The following is a 15,315-nucleotide window of genomic DNA, read 5'->3' as shown; positions in this document are numbered from 1 at the left end:
GAGCGGAGCCCGCCGCGCTTCCCGGTCCGGAGGCACCGGGCATTCCGGCCGTCTGATGCTGACCCCGTCCAGGTGTGATGGCGCCGGCGCCGGCGGCCGAGGAATGCGACGACTGGCCGCATGCGCTCAGGAGCCCCAACGCGCCGGCGGTGGCGACGGTGGCGACGGCAAGTCCGGCAGCAGCGCGTGATCGCCGGCCTGGTGTACGAAGGTTCAGGTGCATGGTGTTCGTTCCTCGAAGGTGCAGGCGACATACGGCAGTTCCCCGGCAGCGGCCCAGGAGTGATGCGCCGTGGGCTGGTGATGCCTGTTTGGGGAAATGAAAGAGGAATGCCGTACATATCAGCTCTTGCCCGACTCCACGGATGGCGAGGGTCGCGCGGTTCGGTCGATGCGCACTTTTTGTGACATTTCTTTGGGGTCTTTGGGGTGCCGCGGATCGGCAGGCTCTCCGGTGCTCCGCGTGCACGGTCCCGTGGCGTCGTGACGCCTTGCGGGCGGGTGACGCCCGTATTGCCTGCAGGACGTCACTGTGTCCGCGCAGAGCGTCACGAGACAAAGCGGCAAATGTGAGCGATGATCCTCTTATGTCCTGGAGCTCCCGAAAACGTGGTCCAAGGACCGATCCGGATCGCTCCGCGCACCGTGTCTCTGGGAAAGGGACCCTTTCGGTCACAGACGAGGAACTGCTGCGCACCCTGTATGCCGAGCACGCAGGACCCCTGTTCCACTACGTGCTTCGGCTGACCTCAGGAGACCGGCAATGGGCGGAGGATGTCGTGCAGGAGACGTTGCTGCGGGCGTGGCAGCATCCCGCCGCGTTCGACCCCGCACGGGGCCCGGCCCGGGCATGGCTGTGCACGGTCGCCCGGCACCTGGTCATCGACGCCCACCGGGCCCGGCGGGCCAGGCCGGCCGAGGCCGGCGGCGAGGCGCTGGAGCGGGCCGCCGAGCAGGCGCCGGGCGAGGACGAGATCGAGCAGGCACTGCAGAGCTGGGCGGTGGCCGACGCCGTCCGGACGCTGTCCCCGGACCACCGCGCGGTCCTGCTGGAGACCTACTACCGGGGCCGGACCATGGCGGAGGCCGCACGGGTGCTGGGCGTCCCGCTGGGCACCGTGAAGTCGCGGACGTACTACGCCCTGCACGCCCTGCGGCTGGCGCTTCGGGAGCGGGGCATCGAGCCATGACCGTGGCATGGAGGAGGTGGCGGCCATGAGCACGGAGCACGACGACCTCCGGCTGGCGCTGGGAGGATACGTCCTGGGCACGCTGCCCCCGGCGGAGATGGAACAGGTGCGCGACCACCTCGCGGGATGCGCCGAGTGCCGGGCAGAACATGCGCAGCTGGCGGGACTGCCCGCGCTGCTGGCGACGGTGACCGCGGCCGAAGCCGCAGGCCAGACGGTGCCGGCGGCCGACGGGGACCTGGCCGACCGGCTGGTGGCGCGGGCGGCCGAGAGTGCGCAGGGCTCTCCGCCCGCGCGGCCCGCCGTGGCCGCGGTGCCCCAGGCGCGCGAGGCGGGTGTGCTGGAGAGGCTGCTGCGGCAGGCCGCGGCCCGGCGCCGCAGGACGTGGCGGCTGCAACTGGCGGGCGCCGCCGCCTCCCTGATGCTCATCGCGGGGGCGGCCGGCGGCACATGGCTGGCGACCATCGGGTCCGTGAGCAGTGAGGCGAAGCAGCCCGGACCGACCGCGCCGGCTCCTTCGCGCACCTTCTCCGGAAACGATCCCACCACCGGCGTCTCCGCCTCGGTGAAGGTCTCGCCCTCTGCCTGGGGCAGTGTCCTGCAGGTCTCCGCCAAGGGGGCGCCCGCCGGAATCACCTGCCGGCTGCAGGCGGTCGGGCCCGGCGGGGTGAGGGCGGACGGCGCCAGCTGGCGGGCGGGCGAGTACCCTCCCGGCACCGCGATCCCAGGGGCGGTCCCCATGTCGCCGGGTGCCATCGAGCACTTCGAGATCGTCGCCGGAAACGGTCAGAAGCTGGTCACGATCCGGGCGTGAGGTCGCCGGGAGCCCGCCCGACCCCGCGTCGGGCGGGCTCCTGGCGCATCGCACCGACTCCTCCTGGCGCATCGCACCGACTCCTCCCGGTGCGCCCCCTGCCCCGGCGCGTCAGGACGGCAACTTTCCAGGCGTGACCGCAGAGCGGCGAAGAGGCCAGGACGCCGTCGCCCCCGCGGAGGCGACGCGGCGAGCTCGGCCCTCCGCCGACATCGAACCGACTCGCAAGAAGTCGAGCAAAAGGTGCGAACGGCTCGAACTGTTCGGCATGCGCCGTGCGTGGAACTGACTGAGCGCTCCCCTGCAGGACCCGGCATACCGACTGCCCTTCGAAGCCGTTGGCGGTCCCCCACGTTCCGGTCTCCGCACATCCACAGAAGAGCCAGAAGACCATGTTTGCAACCGATTCCCCCCGCCCGAGCTCACTGCCCCCCCAGCGCTGCCGCCACGAGGCGCTGCTCACCCTGCCCGCGCAGGAGGCGCACGTCTCCGCCGCTCGTCACTTCGCGGCCGATCTGCTGGAGACCTGGAGTGTTCCCGAGAGCGAGCGGGACTCCGCCGTTCTCATCGTCGACGAACTCGCCGCCAACGCCGCCCAGTACGGCCGCGAGCGCATGACCCTGCTGCTCGTCCTCGACAACGGCACTCTGCACATCGTGGTCAGTGACTCCGGAACGGCCGTGGAGCGCCCTCGCCCCGACATCGCCCCGGACGAGCACGGCCGCGGCACCGGCATCGTCCAGTACCTCGCACAGTCGACCGAGGTCCACCAGACGCACAGTGGCCGCGAAGTCCGTGCCTGCCTGAGGTGCTCGGCATGACCGGCCCCGAATTTCCGTGCGAGCTGCGGCCACTTGCCAGGCCCGGCACCACAGCAGTGCGGCGGCTACCGGTCCACGACCACGGCGACCCCGACCCCGACCACGACACGGTGCTGTGCACAAGCTGTGGCGCCGGCCCCGGCGTACCGGGGGAGGACGTCACCCCGGACACCGGCGAGGACATCGACGCCCCGTCCCCGCACGAGGCGTACGCGAACGCGCCCAGGCTGCGCCGCGAGATGCACCAGGTGCTCGCCCTCGGGGCCGAGCGCGACGGCCGCCGGGCCAGGAACGTCGCCGGCCCGCCGGTCGACGCCGCGGTCGCCGAACGCGCCTGGCTGCTGCGTCGGGCCGCCCTCATGGACCGTATGGCCCTGGAAAACCCCGCCCCCGGCCCGGTCGGCGCCGCCGCGCAGACCGCCGAACAACTCCTGCTGTACGACCGCCGCCATCCCGAGATGGTGGCCGGGCCGCACCGACCCGACGCGATCACGCTCGGCTCCAGCCACCGCCTCTACGTCCGCCAGGAATACGCCGCCTGGGCGTCCGCAGGGCGGCACGGCACCTGAACCGACCCCCGACCCGCCAGGGACAAGGGCACCGGGCGGTCAGGTGAGGCACAGGGGTCGGCCCCTGTCCCTCGTGGTGGCGACGTCGGGACGGGCCGTGGAGAGCCGCGGTACGGCTTTCGCCTCACACGGAAGCGCCCCGCGAAGTCGCCCCCGCACGGGAGCCGTTGGCGCGGTCAGTGGCCGAGTGCCACCTCGGCGATCTTCATGACGACCAGGACCGTGGCGATCAGGAGATAGCCGCGCAGGGCGGTCATGCCGATCTTGCGGCTGGTGGACATGGCCGGCCTGGGGAGAGTGCGTAGCGGGGGCATCCGCCAGGACCGGGCGTCGGTGCGGTCGAGCGGCGGCGTCGGGGTGGTGCGGCGCCTGGCGAAGGAGTAGCCGGCGACGGCGAGGCCCGTCACCGCGCAGGCGGCCAGGGTCCACAGGATCGCGGCCGAGGAGAGGTCCGGGAACAGGACCGCCGCGGTGAGGATCACCGACAGGACCACCAGGACGCCGACCACCACGGCCGTGAAGGCGTTGGTCTTCGGGCCGTTCACCCACGGGCCGAGCACCTGGCGGTCGTTGCACAGCAGGAGCAGGAAGACCGAGGCGGAGGGCAGCAGCACCCCGGCGAGGGTCTGCACGCCCTCGGTGAGCAGGCCCAGCGGGGAGCCGGGGATCAGGACGATTGCCGCGGCGGCGGCCACCAGCCCGGCGTAGACGGCGTAGAAGCCCTTGGCGCCGCCGACCCTCCGGTGCAGGGAGTGCTTCAGTCCGAGGACGTCGCCGATGGCGTACGCCGTGGACAGGGAGACCGCGAAGGCGCCGATGACCGAGGCGTCCAGCAGGGCGATCGCGAACAGGACGCCCGCCACCCGGCCGGCCTGGTGCTCCAGTCCGCCGGCGATGCCCGCGGTGTCGGTGAAGCGGCCGAAGCCGTCGGTGCCGGCGAACGCCGCGGCGGTGAAGCCCATCATCGCGGCGGCCCCGATCACCACGATCACGATGCCGATCCACAGGTCGGCCTTCTCGTAGCGCATGAAGCGGGGCGTGATCCGCTTGTCGATGACGTAGGACTGCTGGAAGAACAGCTGCCAGGGGGCCACGGTGGTGCCGACGACGGCGATGACCAGCAGCATCACGGTGGACAGCTGCCCGCTGCCGCCCGGCAGGTTCGGCACGAGGAAGTCCCGGGCCATCTGCGAGGTGCGCGGGTGGATCATGAAGTAGACCGGGACCAGCAGCAGCGAGGCCGCGCACAAGGTCATCGCCACCCGTTCGAAGCGGCGGAAGGACCCGGTGAACGCCGACGCGACGATGACGGCGGCCGCCAGGATCACGGCGGCGGCCCTGGGCAGCCCCAGGTAGCCGGCCGCGAGGGTGATGCCGATGAACTCGGTCACCAGCGTGAGCGCGTTCAGCAGGAACAGGTCGATCACGCTGAAGGCGCCCCAGAACCTCCCGAACCGCTCCAGGATCAGCCGGGCGTGTCCCACTCCGGTGACGGCGCCGAGCCGCAGCACCATCTCCTGGTTGACGTAGAGGACCGGCACCAGCAGGAGCAGGGTCCACAGCAGGTGGGTGCCGTAGTTCTGCCCGGCCTGGCCGTAGGTGGCGAACGCGCCGGCGTCGTTGTCGCCGACCATCACGATCAGGCCCGGTCCGACGATGGCCAGCAGCGTCTTGACCTTGGCGGACAGACCCCGGCGTGCGCCGTGGTCGTCCAGCCGGATGGTGCCCAGGGCGCCGTGGATGTCGCCGAGGTGCGCCTCGTCCAGTACCGCCGGGCGGGGCGCCGCGGCGGTGACAGGCGTGGTCTCGGTGGCCATGTGTTGCCTCCCAGTCCCCCCGGGTGCCGGGGAGGGTCGGGGAGCACACGGCAGCCATCCCTCCTGTGCGCCGCGAGGCACGCGAGAGCAGCGCAGAGCCGCTCGCCGCTCGAGCGGTGGGAGCGCGCGGCGTCCGGGCGGGGGAGGTGGTCACCGCATGCCGGAGGAATGCGAGGACAGGCTGGTCAGGGGCCGACTTCGGCCCGGACTACTGCAGTCCATGTCTCTCGCCTCCTCCCGGCCGGCAACGCCCGCACACGGGAGCGTCGTCAACGACACGGCAAGGAGCAGCCGTCCGCCACGACGCGGCCCGGCCCACCCCAACTCGTCAGAGCTTTGGCACTCCACGGCGTACTCCCGCCACCCGCGGGAAGCCACTTGGCCTCACCCCTTAGGCCGGGGAGAGGTGTCCTGACCCTGGGCGTCTCTCGACGTCGTGGGGTCAGTGGCCTGTGTCCGTGAAGACGCCTCACCGAACGAGGTGCCTCATTCAAGAACCTGTGCAAGTGTACGTCCGGCCGGGGCGCGGCGGCGCTCCGTTGCCCAGTCTTGACGAGGCTTTGACGTGGAGGACGGCCGGTCGATCATCCAGGTGACCGGGGTGCCGGTGGTCCTCCGGGACGCTCGGCGGCGGCCCGCACCTCCGCGGGGACCTGTTCGGGCTTCCGCCGCCACGGCACGGGCCACGACAGGTTGAGGAACGCCTCGGCCTGGAGCGCGGCCAGGCTGATGCGGAGCAGGTCGCGGGCCGTGGGATAGACCAGGAAGCGCGGCTCCCAGGCGGGCTGGAACTTGGCGTTGAACTTGTACAGCGACTCGATCTGGAACCAGCGGGAGAGGAACAGCAGCAGGCCGCGCCAGGCGCGCAGGGCCGGCCCGGCGCCCAGGCGCTCGCCGCGGGCGAGGGCGGCGCGGAACATGGCGAAGTTCAGCGAGACCCGGCGGACGCCGAGGCCGGGCGCCTGCTGGAGGGCCTTGACGATGAGGAGTTCGTTCAGGCCGGGGTCGGCGGTGCGGTCGCGGCGCATCAGCTCCAGGGAGATCCCGTCCCTGCCCCAGGGCACGAAGTGCAGGACCGCGCGGATGTCCCCGCCCGGCGCGGGGGCGCCGTCCTCCGGTTCCTTGTGCGCGGTGACGACCACGCAGTCTCCGTCGTCCCGCTCGCCGAAGCGGCCCAGCGCCATGGAGAAGCCGCGCTCCACCTCGGTGCCGCGCCAGGCGGCGGCCGCCGCGCGGATCTGCTCCTTCTCCTGCCCGGACAGGTCCCGCACACGGCGGATACGGCAGGTGTAGCCGCCGCGTTCGATGCGGTTGACCATCTGCCGGACATTGCGCATCGGTCGCCCGGACAGGGTGAAGGCGCCGGTGTCGACGACGGCCTCGTCGCCGATCTCCAGCGCGTTCAGCCCGGCCTCGCGGGTCCAGACCTCGCCGCCGGTCTCGCTGCATCCCATCACCGCGGGCACCCAGGCGTGCCGGGCGGCGGTGTCCATGAACTCCTTGATGGCGCCGGGCCAGGCCTCCACGTCGCCGATCGGGTCACCGCCCGCGAGCATCACCCCGGACACCACCCGGTAGGCGATCGCCGCCTTGCCGGAGGGGGAGAACAGGACGTTCTTGTCGCGGCGCAGCGCGAAGTAGCCGAGCGAGTCCCGCTCCCCGTGCCGGTCGAGCAGCGCGCGCAGCCGCCGTTCCTCCTCCTCGCCGAGGAAGGGCACGGGCGTGGAGGGGCGCAGCGCGAGGTAGATGGTGGTCGCCGCGGTCAGCAGGCCCAGCCCGGCGAGCGAGTAGTACACGAGGTCGCCGGTGCGATCGACGGCGTAGTGGACCGGCCCCTCGATGCCTGTCAGGCCGTAGGCGACGTGCTGGAGCCGGTCGGTCAGGTCGGGCGCGCCGGTCTCGGCCTTGGGGTGCGCGCTGACGATCAGCAGGCCCGCGCCGAAGCTGAAGGCGCCCAGGACGAGGAAGTTCCACAGGGCCCGCCACCGGGTGCGCGGATCGGACAGCGCGTAGAACTCCCGGCGCGCGACCAGCAGCAGGACGAACAGCAGCACGGTCACCACGCCCGGCACGTGCTGGTGCCAGCGCAGCAGTTGCAGTACCGCGCCCGCGGGCAGCAGCAGCATCACCGCCCGCCAGGCACGCCGCTTACGGCGGCGCAGGGCGTGCGCGAGCATCACCATCGACACGCCCACGATCAGCGAGGCGGCGGTCGCCAGGGTGGACACCGCCCCGGGCAGGGCCACCGCGAGGGTGTGCACCCGCCCATGGCGCATACGGGGGAAGATCGCCCCCAGTACGTCCAGTACACCCACGAGCAGGCACAGGTAGCCGGCCACGGCCGGCACCCGGTTGTACGAAACAGAGCGAAGACGGGTCCGCGAGGAGCGTTCACCCGTGGCCACGGAATCCTTCACGAGGGGTCAGCGTACGGCCTGGTGAGCGGCCTGACCACGGGCGGGGTGCCGTGAACGCGCCACACGGCGACATGTTTCGCTTAAGAAGTTGCGCAACTGGTTGATGATAGGTTCCGCGTCGTACGGGACTCGGTGCGGCCCGCCGGGCACACCCGGAGGGAAGGAGGCGGCGATGGACGTCGGGAGCGGGCTCACGGGAACCTGGGGAGCCCGGACGGAGGGCCGGCGCCTCTGGCCGCCTCCCGGCTCGGTCCTGCGGCGGCTGGACTGGCCGCTGCTGGGCGCCGCGCTCGCGCTGTCGGTCCTCGGCGCGCTGCTGGTGTACTCCGCGACCCGGGGGCGCACCCAGCTGACGGACGGCGACCCGTACGCCTTCCTGACCCGCCAAGTGATCAACACCGTGATCGGGATCGCCCTGGCCGTCGGCGTCGTACGGCTGGGCCCGCGCCGGCTGCGCGACCTCGTCCCCGTCCTCTACGGCGTCACCCTGTCGCTGGTCCTGCTGGTGCTGACCCCGGTGGGCGCCACGATCAACGGGGCACGGCGCTGGCTCGTGATCGCCGGAATGTCCATCCAGCCCGCGGAGTTCGTCAAGGTCACCATCGTGCTGGCCATGGCCCTGCTGCTGGCCACCGAAGTGGACGCCGGCGACCGGCCGCGCCCGGACAGCCGCAGCGTCCTGGAGTCCCTGGCGGTGGCAGGCGTCCCCGCCCTGCTCGTCCTGCTCACCCCGGACCTCGGCCAGTTCATGGGCATCGGTGTGATCGTACTCGGGGTGCTGCTCGCCTCCGGCGCCTCCGCCCGCTGGGTCACCGGACTGCTGACGGCCGGCGCCCTCGGGGCCGTGGCCGTGTGGCAGCTGCGTCTGCTGGACCAGTACCAGATCAACCGGTTCGCCGCGTTCGCCGACCCGGCCCTGGACCCCGCCGGGGTGGGCTACAACACCGGCCAGGCCCGGATCGCGATCGGGGCCGGCGGCCTCACCGGACAGGGGCTGTTCCACGGCGCGCAGACCACCGGGCAGTTCGTGCCCGAGCAGCAGACCGACTTCGTCTTCAGCGTGGCGGGGGAGGAGCTGGGCTTCGTGGGCGCCGGGGCACTGATCGCCCTGCTCGGCGTGGTGCTGTGGCGCACGCTGCGCATCGCCCGCGACTGCCCCGACCTGTACGGGACGGTGGTCGCGGCCGGGATCGCGTCCTGGCTGGCCTTCCAGGCGTTCGAGAACATCGGCATGAACCTCGGCATCATGCCGGTCACCGGGCTGCCGCTGCCGTTCGTCAGCTACGGCGGCTCGTCGATGTTCGCCGCCTGGATCGCCGTGGGCATCCTGCAGGGCATCCGGCTGCAACGCCCGCTGTCCGCCTGATCCCGGCGGCGCGCCGCCCGGCCGGCCTCAGCGGCGCCCCCGGCGGCGCGACAGGGCCGAGCGCACCCGCCGACGGCGGCCGGCCAGCGCCGTACGGACCGCGGGTTCGCCGCGGGCCGCGGCGAGCAGGAGTCCTACGGCGTACAGGGCGGCGATCAGCGCGCTGCCGCCGTAGGAGAACAGCGGCAGGGGCACGCCCGCGACCGGCACCAGCCCGAGGACCCCGCCGAGGTTGATGAAGGACTGGACCGCGAGCCAGGTGACGATGCCGCCGGCCGCCAGGCGGACGAACGGGTCGGTACTGCGGGCGGCGATCCGCAGACCGCCCGCGAACAGCGCCGCGAACAGGCCCAGCACGGAGAGGGTGCCGACCAGGCCCAGTTCCTCTCCGGTGACGGCGAAGATGAAGTCGGTGTGCGGCTCGGGCAGTTGGCCCCACTTCTCGATGCCGGCGCCGATTCCGTTGCCGAACGGGCCGCCCGTGGACAGCGCGTACAGGCCGTGCACCACCTGCCAGCACTGGTCGTCCGGACCGGGGTCGCTCGCGCCGAGGCAGGCGAACCGGGACACGCGGTGCGGGGCGGTCGTGATCAGTACGGTGGCGAGCAGCCCCGCCCCCGTCAGGGCGGCCGCGAACAGTCGCAGAGGCGCACCGGCCAGCCACAGCAGACCGAACAGCACCGCGCACAGGATGACCGCGGTCCCCATGTCCCCGCCGAGCATCATCAGCCCCAACAGCAGCAGCGCGCCGGGCACCAGCGGTACGAGCAGATGCTTCCACTGGCCCAGCAGCCCGTGCTGCTGCTTGCGGGCCAGCAGGTCCGCGCCCCACACGATGAACGCGACCTTCGCGAACTCACTGGGCTGCAGCACGAACGGGCCGCCCAGGACGAGCCAGTTGGTGTTGCCGTTGACGGTCCGCCCCAGCCCCGGCACCTGTACCAGCGCCAGCAGCAGTATGGACCCGCCCAGCAGTGGATAGGCCAGCCACCGGTGGCACTTCACCGGCATCCGGGCGGCCGGCAGCGCCAGCGCGGCGCCGGCCGCCGCGGCCATGACCTGCCGGCGCAGGTAGAACGTCGGCGGCAGCCCCTGGCGCAGGGCCTGGATCTGCGAGGAGGAGAACACCATCACCAGCCCCAGGCCCGCGATCAGCACCGCGCTGCCCGTCACCAGGTAGTAGGCGGTCAGTGGCCGGTCCCAGGCCCGCCGCAGCCGCGCCACGGTACGGTGCGGGCGACCCCTCGCGGGCACGGCCACCCGGCCGGGAAGTCCGGCGCGCGGCCGGATCGCCGTTGCCTCGACACGCCTGGCCCGTTCGGCCCGCCCGCGTCCACGCGTCGCCGTGGCACGCCCCGCACCCGGCGCTCGCTTCCCCGCCCGGACACTCTGTGAATTGCGCACATGCGCAACCGTAGACCGGCGCGCCCGGTCATCGGGCGCACGGCGCTCCGGCGCCGGTGAAATCCCCATCCCGTCAGCGGCGCGGTCCGCGCCGGCGCCGGAAGGGGTTCTTCAGCCGGCGCATGGGCCGTGGCCCGCCGTCCGGCAGGAGGCGGGCGGTGTCCTCGGGGCCCGGCGGGGCGTGGCCGGGGCGGCGGTGCCAAAAGCGGGCGAGGTGGCGCTCCAGGTCTTCCCGGCCGTCCTCCCCGGTGCGCGCGGCCAGGACAGGACCTTCCGCGCCCTCCGGCGCGCGCAGTTCGACGACGCGCCCCTCGGTGGTGAAGGCGGCGTACTCCCCGTCCGCCACGTCCATCGCCTCCAGCTGCTCCTCCGCGGCGCGGAGCGAGGGGAGGACCACGAGTTCCCCGTCCCGGTCGAAGACCATGACGGTGTCGGCAGTATGACTCACGTCGCCCATCCTCCCTGGTGATGACCCCAACTCGCCAACCGGGCAAGCTCGGTGACCGGAGATGATCGCGAGTCGGACAGGGTGTCCCGTCCGATGGAGCAGCGCCTTCACCGCCGGTCCACCGTACGGCCGGCGGACCCGGTCGCGGTGCCGGGCTGCCGGCATGCCCACCGCCGTGCGGCGGTGACGTTCGCCGTGGACGCAGTGGTGTGTCGGCCGCGCCTGAGCCGGCGCACCCGGGGCCCGGTGCTCGGCCGGCCCGGCGTGCTGCCGAGCACCCGGCCCGCCTGTCGGGCCGTACTCGCCCCGCCGAGGGGTACCGAGTGCATGGACGTCCCCGGCGGCCCCCCGGATCGAGACCTTCTTCCCGGCCGCCGTCTCGCTGTCCGGCGGCGTGGAACTGCCAAGGGCCCGCCCTGGCGGGATCCTCCGTACGTCGGGTAAACAATTGCGCAAGCTCTAAACTGTTCACCATGGATGCTGCTGTTGGCGCGACGGTACGGGAGGCGGCGGTGCTCGAGGGCGGGCCCGCGGACGGGATGCGGATCGAGGTCGCCGGCCGGCCCTGGGTGCTTCAGGTGTCCATCCTCTGCCAGGTGGAGGCGCCGTCGGCCGATGTGCGTGTGGACGCGGTGTACGTCTACCGCCGCGACGTCCGCGTGAAGAGCGAGCCCCTGCGGTACGGCTTCGACGTGGCCAGCCCCTGACCGGGTCGCCGGCCGGGGTGCCGCGGCGCCGAGCGGTGGTGCGCGCCGATTGTGCACTCCGTCACGGCGCACTCTCATCAACTGTTGCTAGATTGCGCAACTCTGGAACTGTTGGGTGGGGCCAGGCGTCCCCTCTGCATGAGTACGACGGATGAGGGTGCGCGCATGACGACCAGCCACAGGACCGCTCCTCCACGCCGACGCAGCAAGGGCGTGCCGCCCCCGCGCCGGGGCGGATCCCGCCGCCGCGCGACCGGCGACCGCCGCAAGCGCACCCCCGTCCGGATCGCCCTGGCCATGACCCTGTCCCTGCTGGTGCTCGGCACGGCGGGGCTGGGCTGGTTCTATCTGAAGCTGAACGGCAACATCGACACCTTCGGCGCCGACGGCCTGTCCAGGAACCGACCCGGGACCGGCTCGTCCAAGGGCGAGAACGTCCTGGTCATCGGCTCCGACGCGCGCACCGAGGGCAACGCCGCCCTCGGCGGCGGCAGCAAGGACGACATAGGCCGCTCCGACACCGCCTTCCTGCTGCACGTCTACGCCGACCACCGGCACGCCCTGGCCGTGTCCATCCCCCGGGACACCCTGGTCACCATCCCGCCGTGCAAGCTCCCCGACGGCAGCTGGACCGAACCGCAGCCGAGCACGATGTTCAACGCTGCCTACTCCGTCGGCAACACTCCCAAGGGCAACCCGGCCTGCACCCAGAACACGGTCGAGCAGCTCACCGGACTGCGCGTGGACCACACCGTCGTCGTCGACTTCAAGGGGTTCGCGTCGCTCACCGACGTGGTGGGCGGGGTGCCGGTGTGCGTGCCGCAGGACGTGTACCAGAAAGACCTCAACCCCAACCGGGCCACCCGCGGCTCGCTGCTGTTCGGCAAGGGCGAGCAGACCGTCTCCGGGCAGCGGGCGCTGGACTACGTCCGGATCCGGCACGGCATCGGCGACGGCTCCGACATAGGCCGCATCAAACGCCAGCAGGCGTTCGTGGCAAGCCTCATCAAGAAGGTCAAAGCCGACGGGTTCACCCCCACCAAGCTGTTTCCGCTGGCCGACGCCGCCACCAAGTCGCTCACCGTCGACCCGGGGCTGGGGTCGGCCGAGAAGCTGCTGTCGTTCGCGATGTCCCTGAAGGACATCGACCTGCACAACACCAAGTTCGTCACCGTGCCCTGGCGCTACCAGGGCGCACGGGTCGCGATCGTGGAGCCGGACGCCTCCGAACTGTGGGCCGCGCTCAAGGCCGACCGCACCATCGACGGCGCGGACGCCGGCGGCAAGAAGGCCAAGGCGAATGCCTCCCCGCCCCCGGGCGCCGGTCCGAGTGCGTCCGGCAAGGGCATCGACGTGGCCGTCTACAACGGCACCACCACCCCCGGCCTCGCCCTCCGCGGCACCGCCACCCTCACCGGCCACGGCTTCACCATCACCGGCACCGGGAACGCGGGCAGCCAGAACCACGCCACCACGCTGATCCAGTACGGTCCCGGCCGGCAGGCCCAGGCAGAGACGGTCGCCCGGCTCTTCCCCGGCGCCGAACTCCAGCCCCTGACCGGCGCGGGCATCAACGTGATCCTGGGGGAGGACTTCACGAGCGCGGCGAACGAAGCCTCTCCCACGCCGACCTCCGTCCCCACGTCGGTGGCGGCGGACGCCCGCTCGGCCGACGACGACCCGTGCTCCGACCTGTCCTACGGATAGGGGGACGCTCCGGCACGGCGAAGGGCCGCACCCGCCCGTGTGCGGGTGCGGCCCTCGTGGATCAGTGCGTCAGGGGCGCGGTCAGGCCGTCGCGCCGTTGCCCGCCTTGCGGCGGCGCACCACGAACATGGCGCCCACGCCGACGGCGACCGCCGCGCCGCCCGCCATCGCGATCGTCGGCAGCGCCGAGCTGGAGCCGGTCTCGGCGAGGCGGCCCTGCGGCACGATCTTGGTGTTGCCGGCGGGCTTCGCCGGCAGCGGCTTCTTGCCGCCCTGCGGCTTGGCGTCGCCCGGGGTGCTCGCGTTGGAGCCGGCCTTGAGGATGTCGAACTCGTAGAAGTCGTCGTCGTTGGCGTAGACGCAGTTGCCCTGGTCGTCGGCGTACATGCCGATGCTGATGGCGACCCCGAGGCCGGCCGGGGCCTTCTTGTCCACGCTCAGCCGCAGGTCGATGGAGAAGGACTCCTTGGCCCTGACATCGGTGTAACCGAGGTAGCCGGCGGCCTCGTTGTCCTCGTCCAGGGAGATGTTCTCCCACTTGCCCGTGGACGGGTCCTTGAACTGCAGGGTGAGGTAGTTGGTGCTGAAGGAGAAGTCCTGCTCGTCGATCTGGAAGGCGAACACGCCCATGTCGACACGCTGGTAGGCGTTGCTGCCGGAGTTCTTCACGTTCAGCTTGAAGTTGTGGAAGCCGCTGCCCGCGACGATCTTCGAAGGCAGGCCGGACAGGCTGGTGCGCAGGTTCTTGTCGAGCTTCGAGTCCTCGGGCTCCTCGGCCTCCTTGCACTCCTGCGGGCCCGTCGACGGCGAGGCGGAGGGCGAGACCGGGGCAGAGGGGCTCGGGGTCGTCGGCGCGGAGGCGTCCGAGGAACCGCTCTCGCCCTCGCCGGCCTTGTTGCCTTCGCCGGCCTTTTCGCCCTCGTCGGTCTTTTCGCCCTCGTCGGTCTTCGTGTCCTCGGACGCCGGGGAGGACGCGCTTTCGGACGAGTTCGGCTCGTCCTCGGTGGTCTTCGACCCGTCCTCGGTGGTGTTCGGCTTGTCCTCGGTGGCGGTCGACTCGGTGGTCGGGGAGGACGGCTTTTCGTGCGCGTAGGCGGCCGGGGCCGCAAGAAGAACGGCAGGTGCGATGGCTGCCGTGGCTGCGGCGAGTGCCAGGGAACGGCGAATCTTCATGCGAACCTCAGAACGAGAGTGGTCAGTGTTTTCGCAATGAAGATCGCCGACGATCGCGAAGGGTTGCCCACAATCCCGCGCTTCAATGTGTGATGTGCGCCACCTTCTTCCGTCGGGCATCGATACGGTGGCGTACCGATACGTTCCCGTACCGGTACACTCGCGCATCGATGGGTGTACGCCGCAGGAAAGCGGGCACCAAGCCCTCTGGACACGAGTGAGGAGCAGAGCGATGACGTCGCAGGCCGTGGACCGACCGGAGACGGTTGTCGCCTCGCGCCGCTCCAAGCTCACGCCCGAGCGTGAGCAGGAGTTCTTCGACGCCGTGCTCGAGCAGATCCGCGAGTGCGGCTACGACGCCGTCACCATGGAGGGCATCGCCGCCACCACCCGGTGCAGCAAGTCCACGCTCTACCGGCAGTGGCGGACCAAGCCGCGGTTCGTGGCGGCCGCCCTGCGCTCCACCGGCCGCTCGCGCTTCGCCGGCATCGACACCGGCTCGCTCGCCGAGGACCTGCGGCGGGTCGCGCGGGCCGCGGGGGAGTGGTCGGGCGAGGACACCCGCCTCCTCCAGGCGCTCGGGCACGCGATCACGGCGGACTCCGAGCTGAAGCGGGCACTGCGCGAGACGCTCGTGGAGCCGGAGGTCGCCGCGCTGCGGGAGATCCTGCGGCGCGGGGTGGAGCGCGGCGAGGTCGACGCCGACAACCCGGCGCTGGAGTTCGTGCCCGCGCAGATGTTCGGCGCCCTGCGCATCCGGCCCGTGCTGGAGGGGGAGTACGCCGACCCGGACTATCTGGTCCGGTTCATGGAGGCCGCGGTGCTGCCCGCGCTCGGCCTCGGTTCACGGCTCAGGCCGCCGTCCACGGGATGACCGGACGG

The 15,315-nt window shown here is 71.9% G+C and carries 13 protein-coding genes and 1 riboswitch; of the genes, 8 read left to right on the top strand and 5 right to left on the bottom strand.

Annotated features, from left to right (window positions below):
• Positions 1–587: 587 nt before the first annotated feature.
• The 4 genes from ACX25U_RS05100 (at position 588) to ACX25U_RS05085 (ending at position 3,394) form a co-directional block, all read left to right on the top strand.
• Positions 588–1,190, top strand: a complete 603-nt coding sequence (locus ACX25U_RS05100; protein WP_454389340.1) for a sigma-70 family RNA polymerase sigma factor — start codon at positions 588–590, stop codon at positions 1,188–1,190.
• Between the two features lie 25 nt (positions 1,191–1,215).
• Positions 1,216–2,004, top strand: coding sequence for an anti-sigma factor family protein (locus ACX25U_RS05095; RefSeq protein ID WP_454389339.1), 789 nt, complete (start codon positions 1,216–1,218; stop codon positions 2,002–2,004).
• A 392-nt stretch (positions 2,005–2,396) separates the two neighbouring features.
• The gene (locus tag ACX25U_RS05090) at positions 2,397–2,825 is read left to right on the top strand and encodes an ATP-binding protein (protein ID WP_454389338.1); all 429 of its coding nucleotides are present in this window, start codon (positions 2,397–2,399) and stop codon (positions 2,823–2,825) included.
• Positions 2,822–3,394 carry a hypothetical protein gene (locus ACX25U_RS05085; RefSeq protein ID WP_454389337.1) on the top strand — a complete coding sequence of 191 codons (573 nt, stop codon included), beginning with the start codon at positions 2,822–2,824 and terminating at the stop codon, positions 3,392–3,394. The genes ACX25U_RS05090 and ACX25U_RS05085 overlap by 4 nt, the downstream gene beginning before the upstream one ends.
• A 176-nt stretch (positions 3,395–3,570) precedes the next feature.
• Here ACX25U_RS05085 and ACX25U_RS05080 read toward each other — a convergent pair whose 3' ends face one another.
• Positions 3,571–5,211 (bottom strand): NRAMP family divalent metal transporter, encoded by a 1,641-nt coding sequence (locus tag ACX25U_RS05080; RefSeq protein ID WP_454389336.1) that lies wholly within the window; start codon positions 5,209–5,211, stop codon positions 3,571–3,573.
• A 312-nt stretch (positions 5,212–5,523) separates the two neighbouring features.
• Positions 5,524–5,699, bottom strand: a riboswitch (M-box (ykoK) riboswitch).
• A 96-nt stretch (positions 5,700–5,795) separates the two neighbouring features.
• Entirely contained in the window at positions 5,796–7,628 is a 1,833-nt protein-coding gene (locus ACX25U_RS05075; protein WP_454389335.1) for a phosphatidylglycerol lysyltransferase domain-containing protein, read from the bottom strand.
• A 172-nt stretch (positions 7,629–7,800) separates the two neighbouring features.
• Here ACX25U_RS05075 and rodA point away from each other — a divergent pair, with 172 nt between their 5' ends.
• Entirely contained in the window at positions 7,801–8,994 is a 1,194-nt protein-coding gene (gene rodA, locus ACX25U_RS05070; RefSeq protein WP_454389334.1) for a rod shape-determining protein RodA, read from the top strand.
• A 27-nt stretch (positions 8,995–9,021) separates the two neighbouring features.
• Here rodA and ftsW read toward each other — a convergent pair whose 3' ends face one another.
• Both ftsW and ACX25U_RS05060 read right to left on the bottom strand, forming a co-directional pair.
• Positions 9,022–10,467: a putative lipid II flippase FtsW gene (gene ftsW / locus ACX25U_RS05065; protein ID WP_454389333.1), complete on the bottom strand. Its 1,446-nt coding sequence runs from the start codon at positions 10,465–10,467 to the stop codon at positions 9,022–9,024.
• 4 nt (positions 10,468–10,471) lie between these two features.
• Positions 10,472–10,846, bottom strand: a complete 375-nt coding sequence (locus ACX25U_RS05060) for a hypothetical protein (protein WP_454389332.1) — start codon at positions 10,844–10,846, stop codon at positions 10,472–10,474.
• 473 nt (positions 10,847–11,319) lie between these two features.
• Between ACX25U_RS05060 and ACX25U_RS05055 the strand changes: the two genes are divergently transcribed.
• Together ACX25U_RS05055 and ACX25U_RS05050 are read left to right on the top strand one after the other, a co-directional pair.
• The gene (locus ACX25U_RS05055; protein WP_454389331.1) at positions 11,320–11,553 is read left to right on the top strand and encodes a hypothetical protein; all 234 of its coding nucleotides are present in this window, start codon (positions 11,320–11,322) and stop codon (positions 11,551–11,553) included.
• Positions 11,554–11,718: 165 nt separating this feature from the next.
• A complete protein-coding gene (locus tag ACX25U_RS05050; RefSeq protein ID WP_454389330.1) occupies positions 11,719–13,260 on the top strand; it encodes an LCP family protein in 1,542 nt (513 codons plus the stop codon).
• A gap of 81 nt (positions 13,261–13,341) precedes the next feature.
• Here the strand turns inward: ACX25U_RS05050 and ACX25U_RS05045 are convergent, their stop codons facing one another.
• Positions 13,342–14,433: an LAETG motif-containing sortase-dependent surface protein gene (locus ACX25U_RS05045; RefSeq protein WP_454389329.1), complete on the bottom strand. Its 1,092-nt coding sequence runs from the start codon at positions 14,431–14,433 to the stop codon at positions 13,342–13,344.
• Positions 14,434–14,665: 232 nt separating this feature from the next.
• On the opposite strand from ACX25U_RS05045, the gene ACX25U_RS05040 reads away from it, so the two are divergent.
• On the top strand, positions 14,666–15,307 hold the full coding sequence (locus tag ACX25U_RS05040; protein WP_454389328.1) for a TetR/AcrR family transcriptional regulator C-terminal ligand-binding domain-containing protein: 642 nt from the start codon (positions 14,666–14,668) through the stop codon (positions 15,305–15,307).
• Positions 15,308–15,315: the final 8 nt, after the last annotated feature.

This window comes from Streptomyces sp. JNUCC 63 (genome assembly GCF_054366325.1).
The sequence above is the reverse complement of the archived record's forward strand: the minus strand, read 5'-3'. Positions and strand labels throughout refer to the sequence as shown.

Coding starts and splice junctions, on each gene's coding strand:
- ACX25U_RS05100 (WP_454389340.1), top strand. CDS start 588: ATGTCCTGGAGCTCCCGAAAACGTGGTCCAAGGACCGATCCGGATCGC.
- ACX25U_RS05095 (WP_454389339.1), top strand. CDS start 1,216: ATGAGCACGGAGCACGACGACCTCCGGCTGGCGCTGGGAGGATACGTC.
- ACX25U_RS05090 (WP_454389338.1), top strand. CDS start 2,397: ATGTTTGCAACCGATTCCCCCCGCCCGAGCTCACTGCCCCCCCAGCGC.
- ACX25U_RS05085 (WP_454389337.1), top strand. CDS start 2,822: ATGACCGGCCCCGAATTTCCGTGCGAGCTGCGGCCACTTGCCAGGCCC.
- ACX25U_RS05080 (WP_454389336.1), bottom strand. CDS start 5,211: ATGGCCACCGAGACCACGCCTGTCACCGCCGCGGCGCCCCGCCCGGCG.
- rodA (WP_454389334.1), top strand. CDS start 7,801: ATGGACGTCGGGAGCGGGCTCACGGGAACCTGGGGAGCCCGGACGGAG.
- ftsW (WP_454389333.1), bottom strand. CDS start 10,467: ATGGGGATTTCACCGGCGCCGGAGCGCCGTGCGCCCGATGACCGGGCG.
- ACX25U_RS05055 (WP_454389331.1), top strand. CDS start 11,320: ATGGATGCTGCTGTTGGCGCGACGGTACGGGAGGCGGCGGTGCTCGAG.
- ACX25U_RS05050 (WP_454389330.1), top strand. CDS start 11,719: ATGACGACCAGCCACAGGACCGCTCCTCCACGCCGACGCAGCAAGGGC.
- ACX25U_RS05045 (WP_454389329.1), bottom strand. CDS start 14,433: ATGAAGATTCGCCGTTCCCTGGCACTCGCCGCAGCCACGGCAGCCATC.
- ACX25U_RS05040 (WP_454389328.1), top strand. CDS start 14,666: ATGACGTCGCAGGCCGTGGACCGACCGGAGACGGTTGTCGCCTCGCGC.